The 13,409-nt window shown below is 64.3% G+C and carries 12 protein-coding genes; 5 read left to right on the top strand and 7 right to left on the bottom strand.

The features are described 5' to 3' along the window. Positions 1-65 precede the first annotated feature (65 nt). The 5 genes from AC07O2_RS04150 to AC07O2_RS04130 form a co-directional block, all read right to left on the bottom strand. On the bottom strand, positions 66-1,388 hold the full coding sequence (locus AC07O2_RS04150) for a TldD/PmbA family protein (protein WP_495074473.1): 1,323 nt from the start codon (positions 1,386-1,388) through the stop codon (positions 66-68). Beyond that, positions 1,388-2,845: a TldD/PmbA family protein gene (locus AC07O2_RS04145; protein ID WP_495074472.1), complete on the bottom strand. Its 1,458-nt coding sequence runs from the start codon at positions 2,843-2,845 to the stop codon at positions 1,388-1,390. The genes AC07O2_RS04150 and AC07O2_RS04145 overlap by 1 nt, the downstream gene beginning before the upstream one ends. 48 nt (positions 2,846-2,893) lie before the next feature. After that, the gene (locus AC07O2_RS04140; RefSeq protein WP_495074471.1) at positions 2,894-3,874 is read right to left on the bottom strand and encodes a hypothetical protein; all 981 of its coding nucleotides are present in this window, start codon (positions 3,872-3,874) and stop codon (positions 2,894-2,896) included. 74 nt (positions 3,875-3,948) lie between these two features. Beyond that, complete coding sequence (locus AC07O2_RS04135; protein WP_495074470.1) at positions 3,949-4,329, bottom strand: hypothetical protein; 381 nt, start codon at positions 4,327-4,329, stop codon at positions 3,949-3,951. Between the two features lie 184 nt (positions 4,330-4,513). Further along, positions 4,514-5,284, bottom strand: a complete 771-nt coding sequence (locus tag AC07O2_RS04130) for a carbon-nitrogen hydrolase family protein (protein WP_495074469.1) — start codon at positions 5,282-5,284, stop codon at positions 4,514-4,516. 244 nt (positions 5,285-5,528) lie between these two features. Here AC07O2_RS04130 and AC07O2_RS04125 point away from each other — a divergent pair, with 244 nt between their 5' ends. Beyond that, entirely contained in the window at positions 5,529-7,118 is a 1,590-nt protein-coding gene (locus AC07O2_RS04125) for a methyl-accepting chemotaxis protein (RefSeq protein WP_495074468.1), read from the top strand. 10 nt (positions 7,119-7,128) lie between these two features. Here AC07O2_RS04125 and AC07O2_RS04120 read toward each other — a convergent pair whose 3' ends face one another. Next, positions 7,129-7,521 carry a hypothetical protein gene (locus AC07O2_RS04120; RefSeq protein ID WP_495074467.1) on the bottom strand — a complete coding sequence of 131 codons (393 nt, stop codon included), beginning with the start codon at positions 7,519-7,521 and terminating at the stop codon, positions 7,129-7,131. Between the two features lie 215 nt (positions 7,522-7,736). Between AC07O2_RS04120 and AC07O2_RS04115 the strand changes: the two genes are divergently transcribed. The 4 genes from AC07O2_RS04115 (at position 7,737) to AC07O2_RS04100 (ending at position 12,679) form a co-directional block, all read left to right on the top strand. Then, entirely contained in the window at positions 7,737-9,353 is a 1,617-nt protein-coding gene (locus AC07O2_RS04115; RefSeq protein WP_495074466.1) for an AbfB domain-containing protein, read from the top strand. A gap of 79 nt (positions 9,354-9,432) precedes the next feature. Then, complete coding sequence (locus tag AC07O2_RS04110; RefSeq protein ID WP_495074465.1) at positions 9,433-10,065, top strand: PEP-CTERM sorting domain-containing protein; 633 nt, start codon at positions 9,433-9,435, stop codon at positions 10,063-10,065. A gap of 79 nt (positions 10,066-10,144) precedes the next feature. Beyond that, positions 10,145-11,782, top strand: coding sequence for an isovaleryl-CoA dehydrogenase (locus AC07O2_RS04105; RefSeq protein WP_495074464.1), 1,638 nt, complete (start codon positions 10,145-10,147; stop codon positions 11,780-11,782). A 183-nt stretch (positions 11,783-11,965) separates the two neighbouring features. Continuing rightward, positions 11,966-12,679, top strand: a complete 714-nt coding sequence (locus AC07O2_RS04100; protein WP_495074463.1) for a hypothetical protein — start codon at positions 11,966-11,968, stop codon at positions 12,677-12,679. Here the strand turns inward: AC07O2_RS04100 and AC07O2_RS04095 are convergent. Then, entirely contained in the window at positions 12,668-13,390 is a 723-nt protein-coding gene (locus AC07O2_RS04095; protein ID WP_495074462.1) for a tetratricopeptide repeat protein, read from the bottom strand. The two genes, AC07O2_RS04100 and AC07O2_RS04095, sit on opposite strands and share 12 nt — an antisense overlap. Between the last annotated feature and the right edge of the window lie 19 nt (positions 13,391-13,409).

The raw sequence follows: 13,409 nt of genomic DNA, 5'->3' as shown, positions 1-13,409 counted from the left end.
GTAGCTTCGCTGTCCAGGCCACGACTGCGCAACAAAAGTGGGTGGTTTGCCTCGGACCTTATTCCCTATAGCGTCAACGCAAACCCCTCCACAATCGCCCCAGGCGCGGTAATGCTTTGCAGCTGCCGCGCGCCATAGGTGCCGTCGGTTGGCACCAGCTCGGCGTGGTCGGTCAGGGCGACCAGGCCGGTGCCGAACATGCGCAGGAAGGAGTCGTCAAAACGCATCACCGGAATGGGCGCGACGATCTGGCCGTTTTCCACCCAGAAACAGGCGAAGCGGGTCATGCCGGTCATACGGCAGGCCTGGCGGTCGCTGTAGTTCAGGTAGTGCAGGTTGCTGATGTAGACGCCGGTGCCCAGCGTTTGCAGCACTTCGGTCTCGGGCAAGTGGCCGGGGGCCATGGCCAGGGACTCGGGGCTTTCGCCGTCGCTGCTGCCGTTGGTGGCATGGCCATATTCTTTGGCGCTGCGTGGGCTGGTGAGCGATGTGCCCATCTGGCCGGCGCGCACCAGTTCCACCGCGTCGGGTTTGGTGAAACCGTCGGCCTGGAAGCGCGGGGCGATGCCCTCTGCCGTGGCCTCGGTCAGCGTGAGCTGTGGGCTGAGCCAGGCCTGGCCCTTGTGGGCCAGCAGCAGGCTGGAGGTGCCGGTTTGCAGGTCTCTCAGGCCAAAGCCGCCCCAGGACAAGGTGCCCAGTATTTCGGCCACGGCCACCGGGCTGAAGTAGACGCGGTAGGCGCCCGGGGCCAGGGTTTTGGGCGGCAGCGCCAGCAAGGCGATACGGCTGCGGCCTTCGGCCACGCGCTGGGCAAAGTCGGCCTCGCTCCAGGCGGTGCCGGCGTAGCTGGATTTCACGGCCTGGTCCTTTTCCCGATACAGGCACCAGTCGAAAAGGAAGCTCTCCACGCTGTGCCAGTTGCGCTGACCGCGGCTGTCGGCAAAGGCGCGTACCACGCTGCCGCCGGCGTAGAAGCCGACCAGGTCGCTGCCGGCCGCGTGCTCGGCCACGGCGGCGATCAGTTGCTGCGGCGTGGGCAGGCTACCGGCGGCGCTGCGCCCGGTGTCGACCACTGCATCGGGCAGCAGCAGGTAGGCGTCGTCGGGCACCAGGGGCAGCTGTTCCAGCAGGGCACTGCGCTCGGTCAGCAGGGCTGCAGTGTCGGCCACCAGGTCGCCGCCCAGGCTGATGCTGCTGGAGGCGCGCTTCAGGCCGCAGACGACGCTGACCGTACCGTAGCGTTGCTCCACATGCGTGGCCTGGCGTACCTGGGCGTGGTTGAAGCGGATGAAGTCGGATGCCTCGGCGCTGAAGTACAGGGTGACGCGGTCCGCGCCCGGTGCCGGGGCGCAGACGGCTGCGGCGAGTTGTTGAAAGTAGCTGTGCATCATGCGGCTCCGCCAAATACCGACACATCTTTGAACAGGCAGGCGGGTGCCGCGTGGCCTACGCGTATCACCTGGTTGGGCTCACCCTTGCCGCAATAGGGCGTACCCATCACCTTGAAGGTGGATGCGTCGCCCACCATGGACAGGGAGCGCCAGAAGCTGGCCGAGATGCCGCGGTAGTTGGGCCGCTTCACCACCTCGGCCAATTTCCCATTGCGCACCATCTGCCCCCATTCGCAGCCGAACTGGAACTTGTTGCGCGAGTCGTCGATGCTCCAGGAGGCATTGGTGCGCAGCAAGATGCCGTAGTCCATGCTGGCAACCATTTGCTCCAGCGTGCTGTTGCCGGGCTCGATGTTCAGATTGCTCATGCGGTCTATGGGCGCGCGGTTCCAGTTGCTGGAGCGCGTGGTGGCCACGCCGTTGATACTTGGCCGCAGCCTCTGTGCCCGCGCCTGCGACAGGCTGCCGCCCAGCGGCCGCTGCAGTATGCCGTGGTGGATGATCCATTCCCGTTGCGCCGGCGTGCCATCGTCGTCGAAGGCAAAGCCGGCAAATTCATGTTGCTGGTCGGGAGCGAAGCTGACGTTCAGCAGCGGGCTGCCGTAGGCGTAGTGGCCGAACATGTCCAACGTCACAAAGCTGGTGCCGGCGAAGTTGCGCTCATCACCCAGGATGCGGTCCAGCTCCAGCGGGTGGCCTATGCTTTCGTGGATCTGCAGCATCATCTGGTCGGGCATCAGCAGTACGTCCATCACGCCGCTGGGGCAGTTGGGGGCGTGGGCCAGCTCCAGGGCCTCACGCGCCACGCGCGGGCCGTCCTGGACGAAGCCGGCGCGCTCCAGAACCTCCAGGCCGCCTTGCTGGCAAAAGCCGTTGTATTGGCCGGCGGCAGAGCGGGTTTGCGTGTCGCCATTGGCGCTGGCCACGGCCATGATGTTGGGCACCACAAAGTCCCAGCTTTGCGTCATGTGGCCGCCGTCGCTGGTGACCAGCAACTGCTCGGTGTGCGTGGTCCACAGCGAGGCTGTGCGGTCCTTGATGGCCTCATTGATGTTGGCGCTGGCGCAAACTTCTTTGAGTAAATCAAAGCGCTCGGCCAGCGAGGTTTGCGCGATCGGTCGCGTGGTGGCGGAGCGGTAGTCGCCTTGGTCGCCGGGCCGTGGTGCCTTGCGAAAGTCGAACACGCTGTGCGTGGCGCTCGCCGATGCCAAGTCTTGCGCCTGCGCAAACGCTAGGCGCAGGCCGCGCTCCGACACATCGCTGGTCGCCGCATAGCCCAAGCCCCCTCCGTGCTGCACTGACACCATCACGCCGGCATCGCGCTCACGCGAGGGCGCCTCGGCCACGTCGTTGCGCACCGTCAGGCGCTCGGCACTTTCCACTACGTGGCGGACGGACCAGAAGTCTAGGCCGGCGGGCGCGGCGGATGGGGCGAGTTGTTCTATGGTCGGCATGGTGCTATGGAATATGTAGCTTCTAGCGCAGGTGGAATGTGCGTTAACTCAGGCTAAAGGCATTTGGGTTTGCGTGGCTTGGCACATCGTATCGTGCAGCTCCTGCACGGCTTGGATGTCCGGGTGGATGACGCCGCTGCCCAGGGTTTCCACAAATCTGCAAGCAGCGTAGGCAGGGGCTTGGGCTTCGTATTGGGCGATCCAGGCGTTTCTGACGCCCAGTTGCTCCGGCTTGATGGGCCAGACGCCGGGACGGGGTCGCATATTGGTCTGTATGCCGATGCGCCAAGGTTTGGGACTCACCCGGGCGCGAAAGCATTGCTGGTTGTGGCACATGGCGGCGTACACAGCATCTGCTTGTATCGCTTTGAAGAACGCGTCGACGATTGGGTCCGCGGGATCAAAAGGCTGGTGGGTTGCCAGTACGCGCAGGCCGGCGGGCGTACGGTACAGGCGCAGGCCCCAGTCGGTATGTTCTTGCGCGAACTGTGTAACCCGGCTGCGTGCCAAAGTCTCTGCGGCATCTGTTTCGTCGGGGCGGCGGCGTTGAATCCACCGCGTGATAGGCCCTGACGCAATGAATGCCAGCAGGGCAAAGGCAATGCCGGCAAACGGCGAGTGCGTGAGCCAGCCGATGGCCGCTGCCATCAGCAGTATGGCGACACAACCGCGCAAGCCAATCCGCAAGTAGGACTTCTCCGGAAAGTCGATATCGGCGAAGAGGGCGTGGGGCGTATTGAGACAGCGTGCGCCGTAGGCATTGCGCGTGATGATGGTGCTGCCGTGGCGGCTGACGATCTCCTCACGGATGGGTACGCCAGACGCACCGTTGTATGGTGTTTTGGGCTCGCGGCGCTCCAGCTTTTCGCCGGCCAACAGGCGGAACATGGCTTCTTGGGCACGCATGTCTGCGCTGGCTTGGGCGCTGGCCTGGTCGGTGTCCGACCAGCCAAAGCGGCGCACCGTGATCTGCTTTCCTTGGTGCTTTTGTTGTAGACGGGCCTCAGCCCAATACTGTGGAACGATCATAGGTATGGCACTTCAAGGGCGATGAACATGTGGCGCTTTCGTTGTTGCAGAAGGTGGCGTCTGTAGCGTGCTCTTCAGTGTGCAAAGAAGAATCGCACCAGTGCGAATGCCAGTGCAAACAAGTAGCCGTATGAAAAGCTGTCAATCCGCAGCGCATCTTGCCCGCGGCGCGCGCGCCAGGCGCCGAGTATGGCCATGGCCAGGCCTGCGGCTACCGGGGCCAGCAGCAGGTTGGCCAGCTGGCCCAGGTGGTTCAACACCAGGTGGGAAGGAAATACCAGCAGGCTCAAGCCACCGAAGGCCGCGCCAAAAACTGCGTAGCCCGCTGCTGCCAGCCAGGGGTTGCGCTTGCGTCGGAAAGGTTCTGCCAGGGTGTGCAGGCCCAGCTCAAAAAGCGCCTCCACGATGATCTGCAGCAGGAACTCGCCAAAGATGGAAAAGAGGAGCTCGAACATGCGCGTAAGGGAATGGGCGACCTGTTGCGGGAAGACGGTGGGCCACTATAGCCCAGCCCTTGCCAGCCCTCGCCAGCCCGTACCGGTGCGCTGCGTACAGCATCAATTCCTATTTTGATAGCGGCTGGCGCAGGTTCTGCCTGCGCTAGCGGCCGATTTTATTTAAATTTTGGTAGGCAAATTCTTAGACTGGCTGCAGCGCACCGCTCCATAGGCCGGCTTCACGCATGGCCAGTAGCAGCAGGTCGCCAGTGCCGGGTGCGGCCACCACCAGCTGCCCGCCGGGGGCCCAGAAGCTGCTTTTGCCGGCGCTGGTATAGCCGCCGGTGGGGCCGCCATGGTTGGCCAGCAATACGCCGACATTGAACTGGTGGGCGTATTGCTGCACCTGGCGCGCGTCGCCGTCAAAACCGCCCACCGACACCAGCGAGCTGGCCAGGTACAGCGCTGCACCAGCAGCGGCTGCGCGCTGGGCATGTGGCGGGTGCATGGAGTCGGCGCAGATGGCCAGGGCTGCGGCGGTATCACCCAGCATGTAGCTATTCGGGTTGCTGCTGTCCACCGGGCCCGGTGTGGCAAAGCCTTCTTCGCCGGGGTGCAGATGCTGTTTGCGGTAGACGCCGTGGCTGCCGTCCGGGTAGAAGCTGATGGCGCCGATGAATGGCTTGTCAGCCACGTGGCTGGTCAGCGGCGCACCGACGATGATGGTCATGCTGGCTTCGCGTGCCAGGTCTTTTATCGGTGCCAGTTGGTCGTCGTGCGGCTCCAACAGGCAGTGGCGCACCAGCGCGGGTTCATAGCCGCTGAGCGACAGCTCGGGGAACAGCAGCAGTTCGGCCCCGGCCTGACGGGCTGCAGTGATGAAGCGCAGATGCGTCTGCAGATTGGCGGCAATGTCGCCGGGTACGGAGCAGGATTGGGCGGCGGCGATGCGCAGGGGGCGGTGCGTGGTCATGGAAAGCTGAGGATTTATTTGCTATCTAAAGTGTAGCTTCTGGCATAGATGAAACCTGCGCCAGCGGCCTTTAAAGCCTTGGAATATGGACACCGCTACGGTGTGCCGTAGGCGATATGCTTTCATCTATAGTGATGAAAGCATAGTCTGGGCACGACCCATGCTAAGCACCGGTCTGCTAGTTTGCTGCAGCCAGGTGCTGGTCATGCCGAATAGTGTTTCTGCCCATACACAGGAGTGAAAAATGGCTTTTGCAAATCTGAAGATCGGTGTCAAGTTGGCGGTCGCCTTCGTGGCGATTTTGCTGTTGACGGTGATCACCGGCGTCTACGCAGTGACCCAGCTGGACAGGGTCAACGGCAGCACCAAGGAGATCGCCACCGACTGGCTGCCTAGCACGCGCAGCCTGGGTGAGATTGATGCCGCACTGAACGAATACCGCCGGGCCGAGATTCAGCATGTGCTGGCCGTGGACCCGGCCGGCGTGGAGGACAACGACAAGCGCCTGCAGACGGCCCGCAAGCGCATTGATGATGCCTTGGTGGCCTATGAGCCGCTGGTGAGCTCCCCTGACGAACGGGCGCTGTTTGATGATCTCAAGCGCATGGCCAGTGCGCACTACGCCAGCAATGCGAAGTTGATTCCGCTGTCCAAGGGCGGCGAGGCGCAGCACGACCAGGCCAAGGCGTATTTGAATGGCGAGTCGCGCACCACCTTCCGCGTGATGGCCGGTGCGATAGCCAAGCTGGTGAAGCTGAATGGTGACGGCGCCGATGCGGCTTACCAGCTGTCGCAGCAGGTGTTCAGCTCGGCCCTGCGCTGGGTGATTGGTTTGCTGGTGGTGGCGATTGGTATCGCCAGCTTTCTGGCGGTGTGGATTACGCGGTTGATCACTGGGCCGATAGGCCAGGCCGGCGCGGCTGCCAGCCAGATTGCCGGCGGCGAACTGTCGCAGCCGTTGCACGTGACCGGTGCCGATGAAACCGCCCAGCTGCTGCGTTCGCTGGAGGCCATGCGCAGCAGCCTGTCGAGTGTGGTCACGCGCGTGCGCCATGGCTCGGATGCGGTGTCCATTGCCAGTGTGGAAATCGCCCAGGGCAACCAGGATCTGTCGGCGCGCACGGAGAGCCAGGCCAGCGCGTTGGAGCAGACGGCCGCTTCCATGGAGCAGCTCAGTGCCACGATGCGGCAGAACGCCGACAGCGCGCGTGAAGCCAACCAGTTGGCGCAGCGGGCCAGCACGGTGGCGGTGGATGCCGGGGACGTGGTGGGCCAGGTGGTGGAGACCATGCAGGGCATCCACGAAGCATCGCGCAAGATATCCGACATCATCGGCGTGATTGATGGCATCGCCTTTCAAACAAACATCCTAGCGCTGAATGCCGCTGTGGAAGCGGCCCGTGCCGGCGAGCAGGGCCGTGGCTTTGCGGTGGTGGCCAGCGAGGTGCGCAGCCTGGCCGGCCGCGCTGGCAGCGCGGCCAAGGACATCAAGCAATTGATCGCCACCAGCGTGGAGCGCACCGAGCGCGGTACGGCGCTGGTGGGCAAAGCCGGGAGCACGATGGCCGAGGTGGTGACGGCTATTCGCCGCGTCAGCTTGATCGTGGGCGAGATCAGCACCGCCAACAACGAGCAAAGCGCAGGTGTCACGCAGGTGGGCGAGGCGGTAACGCAGATAGACCAGGTGACGCAGCAAAACGCCGCCTTGGTCGAGGAAATGGCGGCCTCGGCCAGCAGCCTGAAAGCCCAGGCGCTGGAGCTGGTGCAGGCCGTGGCCGTGTTCAAGCTGTCGCCGGGCGCGGGCGGTGGCTTGCTACTTGGGCGCGCGGCCTAGCGCGGACGGCTCAGCAGGCAAACGACTCCGCAAACTGCGCGCCGCCGTCCAGCAGGCAGACCAGCGACTGCGCGCTGGCTTCGAGTTGCGCGCCGTTGGAGAAGCGCAGCTCCAGCCGCACCGGGCCGGTCGATGCATAGGGCAGGGGCAGGGTGGTTGGCCGCAGTGCGCCGTCCCACAGCCGGCCCTCCGATAGACGCCCCACGCATTCGGCGAGAGGCCCGCTCCAGACCACATCGTGTAGCTCCATGCGCAGGGGCTGCAGGTAGCCCATGCGCACGTCCGCCAATTGCACGGACGCGGCGGAGAACACGATGGTCAGCGCTGTGGCCTGCGGCGTGCAGCTGCGCACCTCGGAGTCGTGAAAGCTGAATTGCATGGGGGCGGCTGGGTGTGTGCTCATGGTGTTGTTGCTACGGGTTTTCGCCAATTCGAGTTTTGCAATTGAATATCGGAAAAACGCTATTGGCTTCGTATCGTTTATTTCCCTAGTATGCAAGGACCGCTACCGGTGCTCGCTGTGCTGCCGGACCAATAAGGCGGATCTATTAGGAGACAAACAGAGTGAACCTACGCGGAAAACCCCTTTCGGCGCTGCTTGCCAGCGCCGCAGTCTTTTTGTCAACCACGCTTTTGAGCGCCTGCGGCGGCGGCACGGATACGGTGGCAACTGCCAGCTCGGAGGTCACGGCCAGGGCCGGTGCCGGCGATATCGCACCCGACACCGCACCCGATACCTCGGTGGCCTGGGTGCTGAGCTATTTCGGACCCAGCCAAGACCTGCCCAACGACTCGCTGCACCTGGCCTACAGCACCGACGGCCTGCACTGGAGCGGCCTGAACAACGGCAAGCCGGTCTACCAGGCGCCGACCACGATTGGCGGAATCGCCGGCTCCGGCCATATCCGTGACCCGTTCATCCTGCGAAAGAACGACGGCAAGTTCGTCTACATCGCTACCGACTGGACGCTGGCGGTGAACGACTCCAATTACTGGAACCGGCCCAGCTCGCGTATCTTCGTGGCCGACAGCGACGATCTGATCACCTTCAAAAATCCACGTTTCCTGACCATGGCGACCAGCCTGGGCAGCAACACCACGCCGCATGCCTGGGCGCCCGAGGCCTATTACGACCCGGACCGCCGCAACTACGCCATCGTCTGGTCCGGCAACGCTGACCGGGGCCGGACCTATGTGAGCCACACCAAGGACTTCGTCAGCCTGACCAACCCCACGCCCGACGTGCTGTTCGACCCCGGCTACGACGAAATTGACGCCACGGTGGTGCCCTATAACGGCCACAACTACCTTTTCTACAAGGACGAAACTAGCGCCGGCAAGGACATCCAGGTGGCCAAGTCCACTGGCACGGCGCTGGCAGCGGGCACCTTTACCCGCATGTCGGCCAACTACCTGACGCGCGGTGCCAACCAGAGCGTGCAGCAGGGCACTGAAGGCCCGCTGGTCATCAAGATCCCTGGTCAGAACCGCTGGTACATCTATGCCGACTACTACGGCAAGGGCGGTGTATTTGGCTGCTGGACCACCGACAACCTGGACGCCGACCCGTCCAGCTGGACCAAGCTGACGAATGGCGTGGACTTCACCCTGCCGGCCGGTGTGCGCCACGCCAACACCGTGCGCGTCACCCAGGCACAGCTGGACGCGCTGAAGGCCGCTTACGGCGTGACGCCACCGGCCACGCAGATCAAGACCACCTACTCTGAAGGTGGTGTGCCCTTCTACGTGGCCCACGCCTGGTTCCACGGCATGATCACCCAGCTGAGCGACACGGCCAACGGCCAGTTGCCCACCGATTTCAAGTGGAATGCCGTGCCCGGCCTGGCCAACCCGTCGGACCCCAGCCTGGTGTCCTTCGAGGCCCAGGGCTTTCCGGGGCGCTACCTGCGCATAGACAGCGCCAACCCGACGCGTTGGCCCACCGGCGGCAGTGCCACGCAAGCCAACCGCGGCTACGGCCTGGGCTGGATCGCCACCGCCGACCAGAAGAACCTGACCTGGGTGGACACTTTTGCCGACACCACGGTGTTCAAGAGCGACGCTACTTTCCGTAAGGTAACCGCGCTGAATGGCGACAGCAGCATGGTGTCGCTGCAGTGGTATGGCAACAGCAATCTGTACCTGCGCCACATGGCCTACCAGCTGCTGGGCCTGCCCAGCACGGGGACGACGCAGCAAAAGATTGATGCGTCCTTCACGCTGGAAACCCAGTAGGACTCTGCCAGTTTCTCCGCCGGTGCCCGTCTGCGGGCGGGCACCTCTTTTTTCATTTTTGCCAATACGCTATGACGCTATGAATACCTATCTTTCCCGCATGATCGCCGGCTTGGGGCTGCTGGGTGTCACCGCCCTGGTGCCCCATGTGGCGCAGGCCGTGCCCGTGACCTCACTGGCGGTAGCGTCTTCCATCACCATGCCTGTGCTGAATGTGTTCGGCGGTGGCCCACAGACTCTGGCGCCCGGCATGACCTGGACCAGCACCAACAGCGACGCCGTGTTTGGCTATACCGACGGCTATGACTTCAATGGCAATGGCGCCTGGGACTACACCAAGACCATGGTGGGCACCAATGACGCCAGCTCCAGCATGACCATCACCTTCGACAAGGCGGTGACGGCCTTTGGTGGCTTCTTCAACTGGGCGCCGGGCGAAGGCTTGGCCAGCATCGCCGCCTACGACGTGAACAATGTGCTGATCGAGTCGCTGGACCTGACGTTTCTGACCGACGGCAGCCTGAACTCGGGCGCCTTCTTCGGCTTCCAGGAGTCGGGCACGAGCATCAAGTCCTTTGTGATGACCGGCGCCTACATCGGCGCGGCCGACTTCCAGGTGCAGACCGTGCCCGAGCCCGGCACCGTGGCCTTGTTGCTGGGCGGCCTGGGCTTGCTGGGCCTGGTGTCGCGGCGTAAGTCCCGCGGCGGCTAGCCTGCCGGGCAGGCAGCCAAGGCGCGGCTGCCTGGCTGCTGCCTATACTGGCCGGTGGATACATTGGTAGGAGACACACATGCCATGGACCACCCACGACGTGAGCAACGTGGTGCCCGAGCTGAAGGACATTCCGCTCTACCAGCGCGACCTGGCGCTGCGGGAAGCTTTGCAACGCGGCGGCGCCCACGCGCAGGAGGCGGCCGTCTCCGCCTATGGCACAGCACTGGGCCGTGAGCAGACTATCCGCTGGGCCGAAGACGCCAACCGCCACGAGCCCGAGCTGCAAGCCTTTGACCGCAACGGCCAGCGCATCGACGTGGTGAGCTTTCACCCGGCCTGGCATGCGGTGATGGGCTTGTTGCGCGGGCAGAACCTGGTGTCCCAGCCGTTCTCCGACCCGCGGCCTGGCTGCTGGAGCGCCTACGCCGCCGGCTTTTACCTGCATGCGCAGGCCGAGGACGGTTCGCTGTGCCCGGCGTCCATGACATTTGCCAGCATCCCGGTGCTGCAAAAAGAGCCGGCGCTGTTCGCTCAACTGGGGCCCAAGTTGTATTCCACCGTGTACGACCCGCGCGACCTGCCGATTCCGCAAAAGCAGTCCATCTGGATCGGCATGGGCATGACCGAGAAGCAGGGCGGCAGCGACGTGCGCAGCAACACCACCACGGCCACGCCCATCGCCAGCGCGCAGGGCCGGGGCGCTGCCTACAGCCTGGTCGGACACAAATGGTTTTTCTCGGTGCCCATGAGCGATGCGCATCTGGTGCTGGCGCGCACGTCGGCGGGGTTGTCCTGCTTTTTCGTGCCGCGCTTCCAGCCCGATGGCACCAAGAACGCGGTGCGCATCCAGCGCCTGAAGGACAAGCTGGGCAATAGCTCCAATGCCAGCAGCGAGGTCGAATTCCACGGCGCCTGGGGCCAGATGGTGGGCGAGGAGGGGCGCGGCATCCCGACGATCCTGGAAATGGCCGGCTACACCCGGCTGCACTGCGTCATGGGCAGCGCCGGTCTGCTGCGTGCAGCCACGCTGCAGGCCATCCATTACGCACGGCAGCGGCAGGCCTTTGGCAAACGGCTGGTGGATCAGCCGCTGATGCAAAGCGTACTGGCCGACATGGCGCTGGAGAGCGAGGCCGCCACGCAGCTGATGATGTCTCTGGCCCAGGCTTTCGAGCAAGGTGACGCCCCGCTGGCGCGGGCGATTCAGCGCATCGTTACGCCAGCGGCCAAGTTCTGGGTCTGCAAGCGCGGCGTGGCGCTGGCCGGTGAGGCGATGGAGGTGTTCGGCGGCAACGGCTACGTGGAAGAAAGCCCCATGGCCCGGCTGTTCCGCGCCATGCCGGTGAATTCGATCTGGGAAGGTTCGGGCAATGTGATGTGCCTGGATGTGTTGCGTGCCATAGGCCGCGAACCGGCGGCCTGGCAGCTGCTGTTGGATGATCTGGCGGCGCGCAGCCAGGGCGATGTGCGGCTGCAGGCGGCGCTGCAAGCATTGCGCAGCGCGTCGACGGCCGAAGCTGATGGCCGGCGCCTGGCGCAGACCCTGGTGCTGCTGGTGCAGGCAACGCTGCTGCGTCAATATGCACCGGACTATGTGGCCGAGGGCTTCATCGCCTCGCGCTTCAGCGCCGACTGGGGCCGCGTCTGTGGTGTGCTGCCAAATACGTTGGCACGCGACGCCATCATCGCCCGCGCCTGGGGCGATGTGCTATGAAATAGGGCGTCATTCCTGCGGATGAAAAGTGCCGCTGGCGCAGGTAATATAAGCGCAGGCTGCTACTTTTATCGTAGCAAAAATGCTTGAAAGCTCTCCCCGTCGCCGCTGTCGGTGCCGTATTGGCCCGTTTGGCGGATTGGCTATGCTGCAGCCTGTTACCTCTTTCGCACCCTGGCATCCATGCACATCACCTTCCGTTGCGACCCCGCGCTGCTGGACATCCTGCCGCGCCCGATTCCGGCCAAGCAGGCCTTGCCGGACTGGCTGCGCGCCATGCCGCCCAAGGCCTTTTCCGAGCTGCATGGCCGCGACGTCCGTACAGTAAAGCAGTGCCCGCCATTCATCGATGCCATGTCGCATGGCTTCATGGTGCTGCTGCCCTGCGATGTGCGGGTGGAACAGGGCCAGTTCAGCTGGGACTGGGAGCTGCCACCGCTGACGGTGCAGGCGCACCCGCGCGCGCCGCTGAGTTTTCATGTGCCGGCGCAAATTGCCGGGGCGCCGTTTTTTGACGGCCATAACTCTGCGCTGAAGTTCAACAGCTTCTGGACCGTCGAGCTGGAGCCCGGCTGGTCGCTGTTCGCCACCCATCCGGTGAACCGGGACGACCTGCCATTTCGCCTGCTGACCGGCCTGGTGGATGCGGACCGGTTTACCGATGCCGGCATCAATTTCCCGGCGGTGTGGACCGCGCCCGACTTCAGCGGTGTGCTGCCCAAGGGCACGCCAGTGGCCCAGTGCTTTGCCGTGCCGCGTGCTGCGCCTACGCTGGTGTGTGAAGGCTTTTCGGCCGAACGTACAGCCCGCTACGACGCTCTGGTGGGCGAGGTGCTGGCCGCCCCCGGCATTTACCGCAAGCGCTTTCGCGCCAAGCGCGGCGGCTCAGCCGGCTAGCGTAGCTTTCAAAGCATTCAGGTCCAGCCACAGCGCGCCATGCGGGCTGGAGGTGAGCGCATTGGCGATGCGGCCAAAGGTGTCGGCGCGCAGCCTGTAGGCCTGGCCATAGGCGGCCATGGCAGCGGGCAGGGCGCCGGTCTCCTGCAGCGCGATGCCCAGATTCACGGCAGCCTCCAAATAGCCGGGTTGCAGCTGCAGCGTGGTCTGGAATGCCGCTACGGCAGCCGCCATCTCGCCCAGGTCTTGCCGCGCCACGCCCAGCTGGAACCAGGCAGCAGCATGTTGCGGGTGCTGCCGCACCAGGCTTTGCAACACCGGGGCGGCGGCTGCGTTCTGCCCCTGTTCGCACAGGCTCAGGCCCAGCAAATAGGCGGATTCGGGATGCGCCGAATTGAGTGTGCAAGCTTGTGCCAGGTAGGCCGTGGCGGCGGCCAGGTCGTTCTGGGCCCGGGCAATCTTGCCCGCCAGCAGCAGCGTGGGCGCATGTTGTGCACGGGCTTGCAGGCTGCTGTGCACATGGCTGCGGGCCAGGTCCAGTGCGCCGGCCTGCAGCTGCATCACGGCCAGCAACTGGTGGGCTGCGGGCTCGGCTGGTTGCCGCTGCAGTATGTCCTGGCAGATGCGCATGGCCGTGTCTGACTGCCCGGCGTTATAGGCTGTGATGGCCGCGCCTATTGCCTGCTCAAGTGTCTGCGGTGTTGCGGCCATGGTGCATGGATTCCAGATA

It is taken from the genome of Rhodoferax sp. GW821-FHT10B06, assembly GCF_059415605.1.
The sequence above is the reverse complement of the archived record's forward strand: the minus strand, read 5'-3'. Positions and strand labels throughout refer to the sequence as shown.